The organism is Streptomyces sp. NPDC008092, assembly GCF_042957285.1.
In the GTDB taxonomy this organism is placed as follows: Bacteria; Actinomycetota; Actinomycetes; order Streptomycetales; family Streptomycetaceae; genus Streptomyces.
In genome coordinates, this window is record NZ_JBIBHY010000002.1 from 736,113 (window position 1) to 755,427 (window position 19,315).

Below are 19,315 nucleotides of genomic sequence, written 5' to 3' on the forward strand. Positions count from 1 at the left end.
CTCGGGTCCACCGACCTCCTTTCCGCCGTATCGGCGCTGTACCCACACGGATGCAGGCCGACCGGATCAACCCCTTCAGACATGACAAGTCGGTCCGTACCGACGATGGGTGAGGTGTGCAATGAAGCGTTCCGGGAGACGTGTCGCGGTCGCCACCGCGGCGGCCGCCGCCATGGCGATGTCGCTGGCCGCGTGCGGAGGCGGGTCGAGCGGCGCGTCCGGTGACGGCACGGTGACCCTGCACGTCCAGGCGTGGAAGGGCGGCGGTGCCGAGCCGGCGAACGTCGCGGAGATCAACAAGGCGTTCGAGAAGGCCCACCCGAAGATAAAGATCGACTTCGAGTACATCACGGCGAACGACACCTACGTCCAGAAGCTCCAGCCCGAGCTGCTGGGCGGCAAGGCCGGCGACGTCATCATGGTCGACACGGACAAGATGAAGAAGTGGGGCGCCTCCGGCTACCTCGCCGACCTGTCCCAGGAGTCCTGGGCCAGCAAGATAGCCCCCGACGCCAAGCCCTTCGCGCAGACCGACGGCAAGACCCTCGCCATGCCGATGGAGCTGATCGGCATCGGCCTGTACGCCAACATGAACCTGCTGAAGAAGGCCGGCATCACCGAGGTCCCCGCCGACTGGCCGACCTTCCTCGCCGACCTCGCCAAGCTCAAGAAGGCCGGCATCAACCCCATCTCCCTTCCCGACAAGTCGGGTTGGACCGGCAGCTCGGTGTTCCAGGCGAGCGGATCGACCGTCGTCTACCAGAAGAACAAGCAGTGGGACTCCGCCTTCCTCGGCGGCAAGGCCTCCTTCGACCCGGACTGGCAGGGACCGCTGGACCAGCTGAAGGCCCTGGAGGACAAGGGCTACGTCGACTGGAAGAACGAACTCGGCGTCGACGAGTGGTCCCAGGGCCCGCAGAACTTCAGCGCCGGCAAGAGCGCCTTCTGGTACCAGGGCGCGTGGCAGGTCTCCAACGTCAAGAAGGCCGGATTCCCGGTCTCGTTCGCGCCCTGGCCGGGCGGTGCCGCGGGCACCGAGCCCAACGGAATGCTCTTCTCCGGCACGATGTGGGCCGTCAACTCGCAGTCGCAGCAGGGTGACGCGGCCCGCGAGTACGTCGACTTCTGGTCGCAGAGCGAGAACCTCGCCAAGTACCTCGACGCCGAGCACGCGGAGTCGCCGTTCACGGGCGGCACGACGCCCGAGAGCACCGAGACCACCGCGTTCACCACGGCCTTCAAGGACGGCCGTTACCGGATCCTGCCCTCCAACTCCTGGTACGGCGCGACCGCCGAGACCGCCGTCGGCTCCAAGATCCAGGCCTACCTGCTGGGCAAGTCGTCCGCCGCCCAGACCCTCAAGGACATCCAGACCGCGGCGTCCGCGAAGTAACCCGCCCCCTGGCCGACCGTGGCGGGGCGCGACCGGCGGCTCCCGGCCGCCCCCGCCACGGCCGTCCGGGCACGAGGAGGACCCCTGTGATCCATCGCCGGCGCGCCACCATGGCCGCCTTCCTGCTTCCGGCGATCGCCGTGTACGCCACCTTCATGCTGTATCCGCTGGCCCGCGGCGTCTATCTGAGCATGACCGACAGCCTCGGCGGACCGATCGCCCACTTCGTCGGCACCGAGCAGTACCGGGCCATGGCCGACGACCCGGACGTCACCGCCGCCCTGTGGCACACCGTCCTGTACGCGGCCGTCGTCGTGGTCGTCCAGAACGGCCTCGGTCTGCTCTTCGCGAGCCTGCTCTTCCGCCGGCCGAAGGTCCGCAAGGCGCTCAGCGTGGTGCTGCTGACCCCGACCCTGGTGTCACCGGTGATGGCCGCGTTCATCTGGTCGTACCTGTTCGCCCCGGACGGCGGTATCAACGCCCTCCTCGGCCTGCTCGGTCTGCACTCGCTGGAGCACGTCTGGCTCGGCGACACCTCCACCGCGCTGTACGCGGTGGCCGCCGTCAACATCTGGATGTTCGCGGGCTACTCCTGCGCCATCTTCCTGGCCGGCTACATGAGCCTGCCCACCGAACTCCTCGACGCCGCCGCCGTCGACGGCGCGGGCGGCTGGCGGCGCTTCCGCTCCATCGAGTGGCCGATGCTGGCCCCGGCGCTCACCGTGAACGTGACGCTCAGCCTCATCGGTTCCCTGAAGGTCTTCGAGTTCCCGCTGGTGCTCACCAACGGCGGCCCGGCCGGCGCCACCGAGACCCTGACCACCCTCGTCTACCGGAACGTGTTCGGCGGCGGGAAGTTCGCCCTCGGCATCGCCATCTCCGTACTCCTCCTGGTGACCGTGGTCGTCCTGTCCAGCGCCACCTCCTCCCTGCTCCGCCTGCGCGAGCGACGAATCTGACGGGCGGATACGACCATGACCTCGCACACCCTGCCCCCCAAGGCCAAGGCCAAGACCCGGCCCTCCGCGTCCGGGCCACGGGCCGGCGCCGCCCCCGTCCGCTCCGGCACCACCCGGCGCCGGATCCTCGGCGGCCTGGGCACCGTGCTGCTCTGCCTCGGCGTGCTGGTGTTCGTGCTGCCCTTCGTGTTCACCGTGCTCACCTCGCTGCGGACCGCGGCGGACGTGGCCCGTGCCCCGCTCGGCATCCCGCACACCTTCACCCTGAAGAACTTCTCCGCCGCCTTCTCGCAGATCCACTACGGCCGCAGCGCCCTGAACACACTGCTCATCACGGGTCTGTCCTGCCTGAGCATCACCGTGCTCGGCTCCCTGGCCAGCTACCCGCTCGCCCGCATCTCCCAGGGCTGGTCCACCTGGGTGTACCGGCTGTTCATCGTGGGCACCTCGGTGCCGGTCTTCGTGGTCGTGGCACCGCTGTACCTGCTGATGCGGGACCTGAACCTGCTGGACAACTACGCGGGCGTGGTCTTCGTCTACACGGCGATGTTCCTGCCGGTCGCGGTGTTCTTCTACACCAGCTTCATCCGCTCGATCCCCCCGGACCTGGAGGAGGCCGCCGCGCTGGACGGCTGCGGGGCGCTGCGTACCTTCTTCACGGTCGTCCTGCCGCTGTTGCGTCCGATCACCAGCACGCTGCTGACCTTCGTCTCCCTCCAGGTGTGGAACGACCTGATCGTCCCGCTGGTGTTCCTCCAGGACCCCGACAAGCGGACCGTCATGGTGAACGCCTACTCGTTCATCGACCCGCACACGGTGCAGCCGACCACCCTCTTCCCGGCCGCCCTGCTCGGTGTCCTGCCGCTGTTCCTGATCTTCGTCTTCCTGCAGCGCCACGTGGTGGCCGGCCTGTCCGCCGGCGCCGTCAAGTCCTGACCCCCGCGCACCGGTTCACCCCCTGCCCCCGCCCACCGGTTCACCCCCTGGCGCCGTGCCCCGCACCGACGTCCGGCCGTGCCGCCATGCCCTGCCGCCACCAGTCCCGACATCCCGGAAGGACCCCCACCGATGTACGTGGTCTCCTATTTCACCGACGCGGACGAGGCGCTGCACCTCGCTTACAGTCACGACGGCGAGGAGTTCACGGCGGTGAACGGTGGCCGCCCCGTCCTGCGGGGGACCGTCGGTACCGGCCGGCTTCGGGACCCGTTCATCGGGGTCGGCCCCGACGGTCTGTTCCACCTGCTGGCCACCGACGGCTGGACGAGCCCGTACATCGTCCACGCCACCTCGGCCGACCTGGTGAGCTGGTCCGAGCAGCGGCTGGTTCCGGTGATGGCCCGGGTGGCGGGCGCCCTCAACGCCTGGGCCCCGGAGTTCTTCCTGGACCGTGCCACCGGGCTGTACCACCTCATCTGGTCGTCCGTCGTCGAACCGGGCCACACGGCCGAGGGCCGCGACTTCGAGCACATCAGCCAGGACCACCGCATCTGGCACTGCACCACCCAGGACTTCCGCACCTACTCCGCACCCGGCGTCTTCTTCGACCCGGGCCACTCCGTCATCGACGCCACCGTCCGTGAACTGGACGGCGGCGGCTTCCTGATGGCCTTCAAGGACGAGCGCGGGATCAACGACCGCGACACCGCGCACAAGGACATCCATCTGACCACCTTCGGCAGCCCCGGCGGTCCGTACGCCGCGCCCGCGGGTCCGGTGACACCTTCCCTGGTGGAGGGACCGGCGCTGTTCCGCCGCGGCGACGAATGGATCATGATCTTCGACCACTTCCTGGAAGGGCGCTACGGGGCGGCCCGCAGCAGGGACGGCGTGGCGTGGGAGCCGGTCGCCCTCTCCTTCCCGCCGGGCATGCGGCACGCCTCCGTCCTGGAGACGTCGCGCCCCGTACTGGAGACCTCCGTCGCGGGCGCGCTCGCCGCGCGCTGAGCGCTCCGCCGGAAGCGCCGCTACGGTCCGTCGACCGTCCACGGCGCCATCGTGGCTGGTCGCGCCGTTCCTTTCCCAGCTTTCGCCCGACCTGCTCGGCTCCGGTGCCGCAGCACGGCGGCCACGGATTCCGGACGCATCCGCAGCCCCTCGGCGTCGCGCCCGGTGCACATGAAACCGCGTCACAACCCGTGGCGCGGAGGATTCGATCACCCAGCAAGGAGCGTCGCGATGAAGAGTCGCAGACCGACGCGTCCGGTCCGCCGGGCAGCACGCGTTCTGGCCCTGCTAGCCACCCTGGCGGGAGCCCTCGTGCTCCCGGTCCAGTCCGCCATGGCGGCGGGTACCACCTACTACGTCAACTGCTCCGCCACCAGCAACGGCAGCGGCACCCAGAGCAGCCCCTGGAACGCGGTCAGCAGCGTCAACAGCACCACGTTCACCGCCGGCGACAGCATCCTCTTCGCCGCCGGCACCACCTGCACAGGGCAGCTGACCCCGGGCGGCTCGGGAGCCTCGGGCAGCAACATCTCGATCGGCGCCTACGGTTCCGGCGCCAAGCCGGTCATCGACGCGGCCGGCGCCACCGGCGCGGTCATCAAGCTGCTCAACCAGCAGTACTGGGACATCGGCGGCCTGGAGCTGATCGACAACGCCTCCTCGCCCGCCTACCGTTCCGGCGTCCTCGCCGAGAACAGCTCCGGCGGCGTCCTGCACCACATCCGCGTGCACGACATGTACATCCACAACATCGCGGGCTACGGCGGTGGCTGGTACTCCACCAACGCGGGCGTCGGCGTCCAGACCGACCACACCACCCCGGTCTCCACCTGGGACGACGTGGTGATCGAGAACAACACCTTCGACCACGTCGACCGCATAGCGGTGGCCGTCACCCCCGACGGGGACGGCCAGGGCACCGGCCTGACCACGAACACCGTCATCCGCAACAACACGATGACCTACGACGGCGCCGACGACGTCCTCGTCGTCAAGAACGACGGCGCCCTGATCGACGGCAACAAGGCGGGCTACGGCGGCGCCAAGTCCACCTGCCCGCCGTCCGGCCAGTACTGCAACGGCGCCTCCGCCGGCATCTGGATGTCCGGCAGCAGCAACACCGTCGTCCAGAACAACGAGGTGTACTGCCACGTCAACGGCGCCGACGGCACCGGCTTCGACGTGGACTGGGGCAACCACAACACCACGTTCCAGTACAACTACAGCCACCAGAACCTCGGCGGCTTCCTGCTGGTGATGCCGCCCTTCACCATCGCCAACGAGCCCACCTCGACGGTGCCCAGCGACGGCACGGTGGTCCGCTACAACATCAGCGAGAACGACGGCAGCAACTCCGGCTGCCCCACCTCCGGCACCCAGACCCACGGCGGCGGAGTCCTGCACTTCGTGGGCGGCGTCCCGAACCAGAGCGGCAGTTCCAGCGCCGTCCCGCTCTTCTACAACAACACCTTCTCCGTCCGGGACGGCCTGTCCACCCCGATCCTGTACTCCCGCTCCGGCACCTCCATCAGCGGGGCCCTGTCCTTCCAGAACAACGCCGTCTTCAACTACGGCTCCGGCAACTACTTCACCACCACCGGCACCTCGACCTTCTCCAACAACCTCTTCTACGGCAACCACCCCTCCCGCGAGCCCGCCGACGCCGCGAAGGTGACCACCGACCCCGAGTTCCGCAACCCGGGCAACGCCAACACCTCGTCGTCGTACACCGGCAAGAACGCCTACCAGGTGCACGCCTCGTCCCCGGTGATCCGGGCCGGTACGGTGATCAGCTCCAACGGCGGCCAGGACGCCTTCGGCAACGCCGTCTCCGCCACGGCCGCCCCCAACATCGGCGCCTACAACGGCACCGGCGGCAACCTGCTCTCCAACGCGGGCTTCGAGACGGGTGCGTTGAGCCCCTGGACCCAGGCGAGCGGCAACTCCTCGTCCGTGACCGCGGCCAACGCCCGCACCGGCAGCGACGCACTGACCACGGCCGCGAGCGGCAGCGGCGCCAACCAGGCCCTCACCGGCCTCAGCCCCGGCACCACCTACCTGCTTACCGGCTGGGCCAAGGTCGCCACCGCGGGCGAGACCCTCGCCATCGGCGTGAAGAACTTCGGCGGGACGGAGACCTACACCAACATCGCTACGACGTCGTACAGCCAGGCGGCCGTCCTGTTCACCACCGGCTCGTCGAGCACCACGGCCACGGTCTACTGCTGGAAGAACGCCGGCGGCAGCGGCGCGGGCTACTGCGACGACCTCGCGGTGGAGCCCCTGTCCTCCGCCACCAACGCCGTCACCAACCCCGGCTACGAGACCGGCGCGCTGACCCCCTGGGTCCAGTCCACCGGTACGGCGTCGAGCGTGGTCGCCTCCAACGCCCGCTCCGGCACCTACGCGCTCCAGACCGGGATCAGTGCCAGCGGCGCCATCCAGACCGTCAGCGGTCTCACCTCCAGCGGCAGCTACCTGCTGGTCGGCTGGGCCAAGGTGGCCACGGCCGGTGAGGAGGTCGCGGTCGGCGTGAAGAGCTTCGGCGGTACGGAGACGTACCTGCGGGCCTCGACCACGTCCTACGCCCAGCAGCCCGTCTTCTTCACCACGGGCGTCTCCACCACCTCCGCCGGTGTCTACTGCTACAAGAACTCCGGTTCGGCGGCCGGTTACTGCGACGACTACTCGCTGATCAAGCTCCCCTGACGAGCACCGATCCCGAAGAGTGAAGTTCCCCCGCGCAGCGGCGGGCCGGGTCGCCCCGGCCCGCCGCTGCGCGCTCCGGGGCGCACGGTCGTCCCCGGACGGACATCGGGGTCCGAAACCCGCCAGCGACCCGCCTCGCCCCGCGCCACGCTGAACGGCATGACCACGACCTTCCCGCCCGTCCCCATCCCCTTCGCGACCCTCCGGGAACTCCGCGTCCGCGACGACGCCGGGAAGCCGCCGAGTCCGTACACGGACGACGAAGGCGGTGCGCCACTGCGCTGTTGTCTTCGATCCAGCACCGTGGGAGACCGGATCGCCCTGCTCTCCTACGCCCCGTTGCGCCGTTGGGCGGCACGGACCGGCGCCGATCCCGGGGCCTACGACGAGCAGGGGCCGGTCTTCGTCCACGCCGAGGACTGCGGCGGCCCGGCCGACCAGCACCCCGCCGACTACCCGTGGGCCCGCCCCGGCGCGCTGCGCGTTCTTCGCCGCTACGACAGCCGGGGGCACATCACGGGCGGTCGCCTCCTGGAGCTTCCCGACGACGCCCAGGCGGCGTTCGCCCACGCGCTGGCCGAGGCCTTCGCGGACCTCGCAACCGCCCAAGTGCACGTGCGTGCCGTCGAGTACGGCTGCTACCACTTCCGCGTGGACCGCCCCTGAAGCAGAGAAACCCGGGCCCTGCGCTGCGCCACGGCACGCGGGGATGATTGGCTGGCCCTGGCCGATTCCAACCCCGACCCGGCTCTGCCGGCAGGAGGACCCCGCAGTCATGAGCAGTGCCTACGCCTACGAATACAAGGTCGTCACGTTCCGGGAGTCGCTGATCGGCGACGCGCTGGACAGCGACAAGCTGGAGAAGGTCCTCAACAAGCACGCCGAGGACGGCTGGGCCCTCAAGGCCATCACCTCCGCCGACGTCAAGGGCCGTATAGGTCCCGGAGCCGTCGAGGGCCTGCTCCTGACCTTCGAGCGCCCGCGCGGCTGACCACGACGCAGCCGACAGCAAACCGAACGCCCCTGGACCCGCCGAGGTCCGGGGGCGTTCGCCGTTTTTCCGGGCCACACCGATACACGCGAGCGCAATAATTTGCGCTGCTTGCGTTCGCTTGCGTCATAGGGTGCAAGTGCAGCGTGCGACTTTCCTGCCTACCCTTCGAACCCCCGGCGATGCGTGAGTTCTTCTGGTGAAATTTGTGCAGTCCTGGCAGTAGACGGGTTCACATTGCTCTGCAATATTTCGATGAAACAATGCAAAAGACTGCGTATTGAGCCGTCGCGCCATCTGCACAGCACCTTTCTGCACCACTCCGCCAGGAACGAGCCGCCCCTCGCCGCCCCACCGGCGTGCGAGCCTCCGCAGGAAGTGACCCCGCATGACTCGACACAAGCCGAGATCCTGGAGACGCCGCACAGCGACCGCCGTGCTCGCCTCCGCCGTCATGGTTCTGGGCCTGCCGGCCGTCGGCGCACACGCGGCCGGCGGCCCGAACGCCGCCGCGGACGCCAGGACCACGGCAGGCAGCGCCCGCGCCGCACACGCGGCCGTCAACATCACCGACGGCGACACCGACACCTACTGGCAGGCCGGCAAGAAGTCGGCCCAGTGGGTCCAGACCGACCTCGGGAAGACCAGGCGCGTCCGCGAGGTCGTGCTGCGGCTGCCCGAGCAGTGGCAGACCCGCAAGCAGACGCTGGCCCTCCAGGGCAGCGCCGACGGCAAGAGCTTCGCCACGCTCAAGTCGTCGGCGCAGTACGTCTTCAGCCCCGGCAACGACAACACCGTGAAGGTCACCTTCCCCGCGACCCTCGCCCGGTACGTGCGGGCCGACTTCAGCGCCAACTCGGTCGCCGGAACCGCCCAGCTCGCCGAGCTGCAGGTCCTCACGGCCGCCGCCGCGACCCCCAACCTCGCGCTCGGCAAGCCCTTCAGCGAGAGCGGGCACGCCGACGTCTACGGCGCGGCCAACGCCGGTGACGGCAACCGCAACACCTACTGGGAGAGCACCAACAACGCCTTCCCGCAGTGGCTCAAGGTCGACCTCGGTTCCTCGGTCTCGGTGAACCAGGTGACGCTGCGGCTGCCCAGTGGCTGGCCGAGCCGCAACCAGACCCTCAAGATCCAGGGTTCCACCGACAACCAGAACTTCACTGACCTGACGGCGTCCCAGGCGTACGCCTTCAACAGCTCCAACGACCAGTCGGCGACCATCAGCTTCGACACGACCACGACGCGGTACGTGCGGGCGTACTTCACCGCCAACGACGGCTGGCCCGCCGGGCAGGCGTCCGAGCTGGAGGTCTACGGACCGGCCACCGGCGACACCCAGGCGCCCACCGCGCCGGCCAACCTGGCCTACACGGAGCCGGCCACCGGGCAGATCAAGCTGACCTGGAGCGCGGCCACCGACGACACGGGCGTGACCGGCTACGACGTCTACGCCAACGGCCAGCTGCGGGCGAGCGTCGCCGGGAACGTCCTGACCTACACCGACACCCAGCCCGCCGGCACCGACATCACGTACTTCGTGCGGGCCAAGGACGCCGCCGGCAACGTCTCCGCCAACAGCAACAGCGTCACCCGCAAGGGAGCGAGCGGCGACACCCAGGCCCCCACGGCGCCCGGCAACCTCGCCTACACGCAGTCCGGCAGCGACGTGAAGCTCACCTGGCAGGCGTCGAGCGACAACGTGGCGGTCACCGGGTACGACGTCTACGCCAACGACCAACTGGTCAAGACCGTGGCGGGCGACGTCACGACGTACACCGACACCCCGTCCGCGACGGCCACGGTCACCTACTACGTGAAGGCGAAGGACGCCGCCGGGAACGTGTCGGTGGCGAGCAACAGCGTCACCCGGCCCGGCTCCGGCGGCGGCTCGGACCTCGCCCAGGGCAAGCCCATCGAGGCCTCCTCGTACACCTTCACCTACGTCGCCGCGAACGCCAACGACGGCCAGATCGGCACCTACTGGGAGAGCGGCGGCGGCGCCTACCCGGCCACCCTCACCACCAAGCTCGGTGCCAACGCCGACCTCAGCCAGGTCGTCGTCAAGCTCAACCCGGACCCGGCCTGGTCCACCCGCACCCAGAACATCCAGGTGCTCGGCCGCGACCAGGACGCGACCACCTTCACCAGCCTCGCCGCGGCGAAGGACTACACGTTCAACCCGGCCACCGGCAACACCGTGACCATCCCGGTCTCCGGTGCCGCCGCCGACATCCAGCTCAAGTTCGCCTCCAACACCGGCGCTCCGGGCGGACAGGTCGGCGAGCTCCAGGTGATCGGCACCCCGTCCGCCAACCCGGACCTCAAGGTCACCGGCATCACCAACTCGCCCACGGCCCCGGTCGAGTCGGACGCCATCAGCCTCTCCGCGACCGTCACCAACAGCGGCAGCAAGGCCTCCAAGGCCACCGACCTGAACTTCACTCTCGGCGGCACCAAGGCGGCCACCGCCGACGTCCCGGCCCTCGCCGCCGGCGCCTCGGCGACCGTCACCGCGAGCATCGGCACCCGGGACGCGGGCAGTTACCCGCTCGGTGCCGAGGTCGACCCGTCCAACAAGGTCATCGAGCAGAACGAGGGCAACAACACCTTCACCCGCTCCGACGCCCTCGTCGTCAAGCCCGTCTCCAGCTCCGACCTGGTCGCAGCCCCGGTCGCCTGGACGCCCTCCAGCGCCTCGGCCGGTGACACCGTCGCCTTCACCGTCGCCCTCAAGAACCAGGGGACGATCGACTCCGCCTCCGGCGCGCACGGCGTCACCCTCACGGTCCAGGACGCGAACGGCGCCACCGTCAAGACCCTCACCGGCACCTACAACGGCACCATCGGCTCCGGTCAGACGACCGCACCGATCAGCCTCGGCTCCTGGACGGCCGTCAACGGCAAGTACACCGTCAAGACGGTCATCGCCGACGACACCAACGAACTCCCGGTCAAGCGCACCAACAACACCACCACCCAGAACCTGTTCGTCGGCCGCGGCGCCGACATGCCGTACGACATGTACGAGGCCGAGGACGGCACGGTCGGCGGCGGCGCCAAGGTCGTCGGCCCCAACCGCACCATCGGCGACTTCGCCGGCGAGGCGAGCGGCCGCAAGGCCGTCACCCTCGACACCACCGGCCAGTACGTCGAGTGGACGACCCGCGCCGCTACCAACACCCTGGTCACCCGCTTCGCGATCCCGGACGGCACCAACGCCACCCTCGACGTCTACGTGGACGGCCAGTTCCTCAAGGCGATCGACCTCACCTCCAAGTACGCCTGGCTCTACGGCAGCGAGACCGCGCCCGGCAACTCGCCCGGCTCCGGCGCCCCGCGCCACATCTACGACGAGGCGAACCTGCTGCTCGGCAAGACCGTCCCGGCCGGTTCCAAGATCCGCCTCCAGAAGGACGCGGCGAACACCGCCAGTTACTACGCCATCGACTTCATCAACACCGAACAGGCGACGGCGATCGCGAACCCCGACCCCGCCGCCTACACCGTCCCGGCCGGCTTCACCCAGCAGGACGTACAGAACGCCCTCGACAAGGTCCGCATGGACACCACCGGCAAGCTCGTCGGCGTGTACCTGCCGGCCGGTGACTACGACACCTCCAGCAAGTTCCAGGTCTACGGCAAGGCGGTCAAGGTCGTCGGCGCCGGGCCCTGGTTCACCCGCTTCCACGCCCCCGCCTCGCAGGAGAACACCGACGTCGGCTTCCGCGCCGAGTCCACCGCCAACGGCTCGACGTTCGCCGGGTTCGCCTACTTCGGCAACTACACGTCCCGCATCGACGGCCCCGGCAAGGTCTTCGACTTCTCCAACGTCTCGAACATCACCATCGACAACATCTGGGCCGAGCACATGGTGTGCCTCTACTGGGGCGCCAACACCGACAACATGACCATCTCCAACTCCCGCATCCGTGACACGTTCGCCGACGGCATCAACATGACGAACGGCTCCACGGACAACCACGTCGTCAACAACGACGCCCGCGCCACGGGCGACGACAGCTTCGCCCTCTTCTCGGCCATCGACGCCGGCGGCGCCGACGAGAAGAACAACCTCTACGAGAACCTGACCTCCACCCTCACCTGGCGCGCGGCCGGCATCGCCGTCTACGGCGGCTACGCCAACACCTTCCGCAACATCCGCGTCGCCGACACCCTCGTCTACTCCGGCATCACGATCTCCTCGCTGGACTTCGGCTACCCGATGAACGGCTTCGGCACCGATCCCACGACGATCGAGAACGTCTCCCTGGACCGTACGGGCGGCCACTTCTGGGGCTCCCAGGTCTTCCCCGCCATCTGGGCGTTCTCCGCCTCGAAGGTCTTCCAGGGCATCAGGGTCAACGACGTCGACATCGACGACTCCACCTACGGAGGCGTCATGTTCCAGACCAACTACGTCGGCGGCCAGCCGCAGTTCCCGGTGAAGGACACCATCTTCACCGACATCTCCATCACCAACTCCAAGAAGAGCGGAGACGCCTTCGACGCCAAGTCCGGCTTCGGGATCTGGGCCAACGAACTGCCCGAGCCCGGCCAGGGTCCGGCCGTCGGCGAGGCCACCTTCCGCAACCTGCGGATGAGCGGCAACGCCCAGGACATCAAGAACACGACCAGCACCTTCAAGATCAACATCGAGTAGGCCCCGAAGGGCGGTGAAGGGATAGGGAAGGGGCGTCCCGGCGGGGACGCCCCTTCCTGCCGTGTCCGGCACTACCGCGACGACCGCTTCGGGGCCGGCCGCCGGTGTCCGGCGGGTCCGCTGTCAGCGGCCGTGCGGGGCGAGGGTCTGGCCGAAACGGGCGCCGGGGCCTGGGGCGTGCAGTGTGCCGCCGTCGAAGGACCAGGAGCGGTCGGGAGAGGGCCCGCTGCCGGCGGTGGGGAAGACCCACACTCCGCCGCTGTCGCCGTCCTCGCCGGGAGCGCCGACGACCAGGTCGGCCCTCTTGTCGCGGTCGGCGTCGATGAGCCGTACCGCGGCGCCGAACCGGTCACGGCGTTCCGGGACTCCGGGGACGGCGCGTGGGCTCTGGCTGAGCACCCGGACGTCCTTCGTGGTGAGGCCGGACGCGGAACCGCGCATGACCCAGACGGTACCGGCGTCGACGGCGCTGCCGATGTCGTTGCCCGGTGCGCCGACCGCCACGTCGTCGTATCCGTCGCCGTCGACGTCCCGGACGCTGAGCGCGGCGCCGAAGCGGTCGGCGGGCTTGTTGACGCCCGGGACGCCCGGCGAGTTCTGCGTCCAGTACTGACGGTTGTATCCGCCCTCCGGACTGCCCGGCCCGGACGGTCCGCCGAAGTGGACGAAGAACCCTCCGGGTGTGGTCAGGTGGCCCTCGGAGTCCCGGTCGTCGGGAGTGCCGACGACGACGTCGGCGTAGCCGTCCTCGTTCACGTCCCCCGAGGCGCCGACCTGGCCGCCGCCGGTCAGTTCGTAGTGGTCCGCCCACCCGCCGCGTCCGCCCGACACGTACACGGCCCGGCCGTACACGCCGGCCCTGTCGAACGTCCCGTTCCCGAGGATGACGAGGTCGTCCGCGCGGTCCTTGTCGTAGTCGCCCATGGTGAGGGCGGTGGCACGGAAGTCCGAGGGCACGAACCTGGACAGGGAGGTGTGGTCCGTCTCCATCCGGCGGCCGCCGGAGACGACCTCGAAGCCGAAGGACCACAGGGTGTCCCTGGACAGGACGGCCACCGACGAGTCGTCCACCTTGAACCAGCCGGCGGCCAGCGCGGCCCCGAACCGGTTGCCCGCCACCGGGACGATCTCGCGCAGCCCCCTGCTGCCGGTGGCGCGCAGCCCGGTGGGCGACCCGAACAGGACGGTGGCCGCGCCCGCGTCGACGGCCGCACCGATGTCCTTGCCGGGGGTGCCGACGACCAGGTCGTCGTAGCCGTCCCGGTCGAGGTCGGCGGTGGCCGTGGCCTGCCCGAAGTGGTCGCCGGTCGCGGCGAGGCCCACCACACCGGGGGTGCTCATGCTGAACGTCGCCCGGTGTGCGACGGACAGACCGCTCGCGGACCCGTACAGGACGGCGACGTAGCCGGCGCCCTTCTTCCCGCTGACGGTTCCGCCGGGGGCCGAGACCACGAGGTCGCGGTAGCCGTCGTTGTTGAAGTCGTCGTGCGTGATCGGCGCGGGGGCGGCCTCGGCGGGCGGGGCCGTCGCCGTGACGGTGCCGCCGACGGCCAGCAGCAGGGTCGCGGCGGCGACGCCGGTGGTGCGGCGCGAACCGCGGGTGGCGGAGGGTCTGTTCTGGCGCACGGTGAGGCTCCCGGGATCACTGCGAGGCCGGACACGGAGATGGACGGCACCCGGCCGCGGAGCCCCGCCGCCCGCCGCCGACTGTGGGACCCGCCGGCGAGCGGAAGGGTTGCACGAGGCAGCCGTACACAGCCATGCCGGATCGCCTGACGCTCCGGTCGTGTCCGCCCGCCGAACCCGGCCGGCGCCCGGTGCCGCGTCCGATCACTCCTCGGCGGTGGCCAGGGCGGTCAGCTCGCGGTTGACGGCGGCCTCGTGCGCCTCGGCGTCCATGCGTGCCTTCTTCGGGCTCCACCGGCCCGCCATCACGAAGACGAAGGGCAGGAAGACGACTTGGCCGCCGACGCAGATCCACCACCAGGTGCGCCATTCGCCGGGCCCGTCCTTCGACGCCTTCTGGACCTTGGCCCCGTACTCCTGCAGCACCTTCAGCTGCGGCCCCGCCTTCTGTACGACGGCGAGGTTCGCCGCGCCGACCTCCTTGACGGCGCGGGCGCTCAGCGCGGGGGGCGTGGTGGCGGGGGTGTACTTGTCGAGTTTGGCGAAGAGGTCCGGATGCGCGTCGACGATCGCCAGCGCGGGCGCCGCCTGCGCCGAGGCGGCCTTGACCTCGGCGCCGTGCTCCACCAGCGGGGTCACGGAGGTGACCAGTACCGGGATGAAGGCCGCGGAGACGGCGACCACGATGCGCACGGTCCAGCCCCACACCGCCAGACCCGCCGCGGTGGCCGCCGGGTTGTGCTTCTCCACCGTCTCGGTGAAGCTCGCCATCCAGGGCGCGTAGGCGATGGCGCTGAAGACACCGATGCCGACGAACAGCCAGGCGAAGGTGTAGTAACCGGTCGTCAGGTGGGTGGCGCGGGTGGCGAAGACCGCGGTCACCACGATCGAGCCCACCGCGCCGACGATCATGAAGGGCTTGCGCACCTTGAGCCGGTCCGAGGCCAGGCCGACCAGGACCAGGGCGATGGCGTTCGCTCCCCAGTACCAGTTGGCCAGCGCGTTGGTGCGCTGCTCGCTGTAGCCGAAGACGGTCGAGAAGTAGACGACGAAGTTGCCGACCGCCGCGTAGTACAGCAGCAGGAACACGGCGATGGCGAAGGCCGAGCCCAGCACGTCCAGGCGCATCATCTGCCGCCACTCGCCGCGCCGCAGCGCCTCGGTGTCCAGCCCCTTGGCACGTGCCTCGACCAGGGCCCGGTCCCGCAGCGTCACCATGATCTGGTCGCGCAGGGCCGGGGACAGCTCGCGCAGCGCGAGGACCGCGACGACGAAGACGACTAACCCGGCGATCGCCGAGTAGCGCAGTTCGTCCTGCCAGGTGGCGCTGTCGAGGGTGTTGCTGGTGACGACGGTGACCACCAGCGAGCCGATGACCGGGCCCATCGTCCAGTACCCCATCGCGGTGGCCCGGCCGAGCTGCGGGGAGAAGTCCCTGATCAGCGCGGGGGTGGCGACGAGCACGATGCCCTCGATGAAGCTGACGAGCGCGAAGAGCACCAGGTAGGTCGTCTGGCCCGCCGCGTTCGGCAACCCGAAGAAGACCAGCAGTGCCGCGATCAGCAGCCCGTAGACCACCAGGTTCGCCCGGCCCCAACGGTCCGCCAGACCCGCCACGAGCGAGGCGAAGGCCCCGACCGCGTTGCCGATCACCGAGACCCAGATGAAGTATCGGTACGTCATGCCGAAGTGCGTGATGATCGACGTCGCCACCGCGTACTGGATGTACAGCATGTAGTACAGGACGACCGTGGTGACGACCACGATCGCGAGGTACACCATACGGCGACCCGTCGGCGGGTAGTCCGGCAGTTCGCGGCGGTACAGCCGGGCCAGCGGGGTGCGGGCGGCTGCGGAGGGCACATCGGGCGCGGGTCTGTCGGCGGCGGACGGTGTCGTGGCAGCGGACATGCGGCTCCTCCCGGGGAGACTCGGAGACCGGGTGTTTCGGGTGGACGCGACGAGGCCTCGCGCCGGCCCGGCTCCGAGAGCGTGGCCAGAGGGTAGTACCGACTAGTCGGTACGCCTAGGGGGTCTGCGCGAGATCACGCACGGGTTCCCGACGGCCCCGGCCCGCGTCGGCCCGGTCTGCCCCGGCCCGCCGCGGCCTGTCCGGACAGCACGGCTACGCCGAGTCGCGCACCACCAGCTTCGGGTCGAAGATGACCGACGTGGCGTCGGTGCGCGCGCCGTGGATGTGCTGGTCGAGCAGGCGCGCCATCTCGGCCGCCATCTCCTCGACCGGCTGGCGGATCGTGGTCAGCCGGGGCCGGCAGGTCTCGGCGACGCTGGAGTCGTCGAAGCCGACGACGGCGACGTCCTCGGGCACCCGGCGGCCGTGCTCCCGAACGACCTGGCAGGCACCCTGCGCCATGAGGTCGTTGGCGGCGAACACGCCGTCCGTGTCGGGGTGACGGGCCAGCAGGTCCGACATGGCCGCGAGACCGCTGTCCAGCGTGAACCCGCCCTCGGCGACCGGGACATAGGGGTGGCCGTGGCGGGCGAGCGTGTCACGGAAGCCCGCGAGCCGCTCCTGGCTCGCCTCCACGTCCAGCGGGCCGCAGACCGTGGCGGGACGGCGGCAGCCGCGCGCGAGCAGGTGTTCCGCCGCGAGCCGCCCGCCGTCCCGGTGCGCCAGGTCCACGTAGCTGAGCGGGACCGGCCGGGAAGGGCGGGCGAAGAGCACCGCGGGAAGCCGGGCGTCGGCGATCAGGGCCGGCAGCGGGTCGTCCGCGTGGGTGGAGACCACGAGGGCGCCGTCGGCACGGCCTTGGCGCAGATAGGTCAGCACCTCCTCCCGCGCCTCGGCGGACTCGGCGAACATCAGGACGGGATGCATCGAACGGGGGCGCAGGAAGCCGACGACCCCGCTGACGACCCGTCCGAAGAAGGGATCCGCGAACACCGAAGCGGCGAAGGCGTTCTGGCCGGCGTCCGTGGTGTCCCCGGCGCCGGACACCACCAGGGCGACGGTCTCGGCCCGTCGGATCACCAGGGAACGGGCGGCCCGGTTCGGCGCGTAACCCGTCCGTTCGATGGCCCCGCGGACCATCTCCTGTATCTCCGGATCCACGTTGCGGATGCCGTTGACGACGCGGGACACGGTCGCCCGGGAGACACCGGCCTCCCGGGCGACGTCCTCCAGCGTCGGGGCCCGTCTGCTCATGCAGGCACCCTAACGGACCTGGGAACCCCGCAGTAGAGCGCTCTCCCGGAGCGGGGTCCGCCGCTCCGGGAGAGGCGCGTCCGTCAGGCGTAGACGCCGAACTCGTACAGTGAATAACCCCAGCCGGTGCCCCGGGCCGTGCCGTTGACGCGGACGTAGCGGCCGGTGCCGGTGACATCGAAGTCGTCGATCCCGCCGTTTCCGTCGGACACCGTGTGCACGGTCTGCCAGTTCTGGCCGTCGTCCGAGGTCTGGACGGTGTAGGCCCTGGCGTACGACGCCTCCCAGGACAGCTGGACGTGCCGGAACGTGGTGCGGGTGCCGAGGTCGACCTGGAGCCATTGCGGGTCGCTCCAGTCACTGGCCCAGCGCGTGGCCTGGTCGCCGTCGACCGCGTTGGCCGCGGTGCACGGGCAGTCACCGTAACCCGCCTGGTACGACGAGGCGGTGGCCGGTCTGCCCCGTGCCACGTTCGTGCCGGAGGGGACCGGCGGGACGACCCGGACCGAGCGGGTCTCGACACCGACGTTGCCCCGGCCGTCCGTCGCCTTGACGTAGACCTTCCAGACGCCCGGACGGTCGGGTGCGGTGAACCTCAGACGGCCGCCGCCGAGGTCGGTGAAGGGCAGCGAGGCCAGGTTCTTGCTCTGGTCGACGTACATGCTGTTGTCGAGGACCTCGTAGGAGATCCGGTCGCCGTCCGGGTCCGTGGCCTTGACGGACAGCACCAGGTCGCGTCCGGCCTGCACCGCGCCCGCGCCGCCCTCCACGGTCAGGTCGGAGATGACGGGCGGGGTGTTGTCGTGGCCGGTGTCGCCGCCGTAGGCCTTCTTCACGGCGTAGTACGACAGGCGCTTCTGGCCGGCGGGCAGGAGGTTGAACCAGATGCCGCCGAAGTCGTACTCGGTGCCGTAGTGGAACATCGTGGCCCCGAGCGCGACTCCCTTGTGCCCGGTGACGCAGCCCCAGGCCCGGGTGTAGCCGTCGGCCTTGGCCTGGTCGGAGGGCTCCAGCGGGACGCCGTTGGCGTCGTCGGGGACCTCCCACTCGCCGGCCGGCCCGGTCTCGGTGACGATGTAGGGCTTGGTGTAACCCCCTTGCTGCCAGGCGGACTTGATGTCGCAGACCGCGTTGTAGGAGTTCACGGCGTACAGGTCGAGGTCCGGCGCGTTCCTCTTGAAGTAGGGCCAGGCGCCGACCCAGGCGTCGGTGGACGTGACCGGGTGGTTCGGGTCGACCGCGTGGATCTTCCTGGTGATGTCGTTGACGAGGGCGGTGTAGGCGTTGCGCTGCCTCTCCAGTTCGTCGCCGCTGTAGCAGTTCTGCAGCCCGAGGACCGATTCGTTGCCGACGTCCCACATGAGCACGCCGGGGTTGTCCTTGTAGGTCTGGACCCACTTGGGGAACTCGTCGAGCACCTGGTTCCTGTAGGCGGTGTCGGTGAGGTAGTTGACGCAGCCGCCGCTGCCGGGTCCGCCGCCCGGCTGCAGCCAGAAGCCGGCGACGACCTTGATGCCGTGCGCGGCCGCGGAGTCGAACAGTGGCTTGCTGGTGGCGTCGGTGCCCCAGGTGCGGATCGTGTTGACACCCATGGACGCGAGGTCCGGCAGGTGCCTCTCGGCGTCCGTGACGCTCGGACCCCAGGTCAGACCCTTGACCTGGTACGGCTGCCCGTCCACCGTCAGCTGCCAGGCGCCCTGGCTGCCGGTGACCTTGACGACGCTGCCCGCGGCGTGGGCCTGGGCGGCGGGCAGAGCGGCGAGGAGTCCGGCTGCCAGCACGCCGGCGGTGAGGGGCGCCGCGATACGGCGGGGGCGGAGCCGCATGCGGGTGCGGGTGCGGGAGGGCGGGGTCATGCGCG

At 70.0% G+C, this 19,315-nt stretch carries 12 protein-coding genes; 8 read left to right on the top strand and 4 right to left on the bottom strand.

Annotated elements, in window-relative coordinates; translation table 11 throughout:
- Positions 1-121 precede the first annotated feature (121 nt).
- The 8 genes from ACFZB3_RS08135 to ACFZB3_RS08170 all read left to right on the top strand — a co-directional run bounded on the left by ACFZB3_RS08135 (position 122) and on the right by ACFZB3_RS08170 (position 12,662).
- On the top strand, positions 122-1,393 hold the full coding sequence (locus tag ACFZB3_RS08135) for an extracellular solute-binding protein (protein WP_391371505.1): 1,272 nt from the start codon (positions 122-124) through the stop codon (positions 1,391-1,393).
- 86 nt (positions 1,394-1,479) lie between these two features.
- Entirely contained in the window at positions 1,480-2,352 is an 873-nt protein-coding gene (locus tag ACFZB3_RS08140) for an ABC transporter permease subunit (RefSeq protein WP_391371508.1), read from the top strand.
- A gap of 15 nt (positions 2,353-2,367) precedes the next feature.
- Positions 2,368-3,288, top strand: a complete 921-nt coding sequence (locus ACFZB3_RS08145) for an ABC transporter permease subunit (protein ID WP_391371511.1) — start codon at positions 2,368-2,370, stop codon at positions 3,286-3,288.
- 132 nt (positions 3,289-3,420) lie between these two features.
- On the top strand, positions 3,421-4,299 hold the full coding sequence (locus ACFZB3_RS08150; RefSeq protein ID WP_391371514.1) for a family 43 glycosylhydrolase: 879 nt from the start codon (positions 3,421-3,423) through the stop codon (positions 4,297-4,299).
- A 231-nt stretch (positions 4,300-4,530) separates the two neighbouring features.
- Positions 4,531-7,008, top strand: coding sequence for a carbohydrate binding domain-containing protein (locus tag ACFZB3_RS08155; RefSeq protein WP_391371517.1), 2,478 nt, complete (start codon positions 4,531-4,533; stop codon positions 7,006-7,008).
- Positions 7,009-7,167: 159 nt separating this feature from the next.
- Positions 7,168-7,674, top strand: a complete 507-nt coding sequence (locus ACFZB3_RS08160) for a DUF1203 domain-containing protein (RefSeq protein ID WP_391371520.1) — start codon at positions 7,168-7,170, stop codon at positions 7,672-7,674.
- Positions 7,675-7,783: 109 nt separating this feature from the next.
- A complete protein-coding gene (locus tag ACFZB3_RS08165) occupies positions 7,784-7,999 on the top strand; it encodes a DUF4177 domain-containing protein (protein ID WP_089106991.1) in 216 nt (71 codons plus the stop codon).
- A 388-nt stretch (positions 8,000-8,387) separates the two neighbouring features.
- Complete coding sequence (locus ACFZB3_RS08170) at positions 8,388-12,662, top strand: discoidin domain-containing protein (protein WP_391371524.1); 4,275 nt, start codon at positions 8,388-8,390, stop codon at positions 12,660-12,662.
- 123 nt (positions 12,663-12,785) lie between these two features.
- Here the strand turns inward: ACFZB3_RS08170 and ACFZB3_RS08175 are convergent, their stop codons facing one another.
- The 4 genes from ACFZB3_RS08175 to ACFZB3_RS08190 all read right to left on the bottom strand — a co-directional run bounded on the left by ACFZB3_RS08175 (position 12,786) and on the right by ACFZB3_RS08190 (position 19,310).
- Complete coding sequence (locus ACFZB3_RS08175) at positions 12,786-14,288, bottom strand: hypothetical protein (RefSeq protein ID WP_391371527.1); 1,503 nt, start codon at positions 14,286-14,288, stop codon at positions 12,786-12,788.
- Positions 14,289-14,492: 204 nt separating this feature from the next.
- Positions 14,493-16,199, bottom strand: a complete 1,707-nt coding sequence (locus ACFZB3_RS08180; protein ID WP_391371529.1) for an MFS transporter — start codon at positions 16,197-16,199, stop codon at positions 14,493-14,495.
- Between the two features lie 214 nt (positions 16,200-16,413).
- Positions 16,414-17,454 carry a substrate-binding domain-containing protein gene (locus tag ACFZB3_RS08185; RefSeq protein WP_391371532.1) on the bottom strand — a complete coding sequence of 347 codons (1,041 nt, stop codon included), beginning with the start codon at positions 17,452-17,454 and terminating at the stop codon, positions 16,414-16,416.
- 83 nt (positions 17,455-17,537) lie between these two features.
- Complete coding sequence (locus ACFZB3_RS08190; protein WP_391371534.1) at positions 17,538-19,310, bottom strand: discoidin domain-containing protein; 1,773 nt, start codon at positions 19,308-19,310, stop codon at positions 17,538-17,540.
- Between the last annotated feature and the right edge of the window lie 5 nt (positions 19,311-19,315).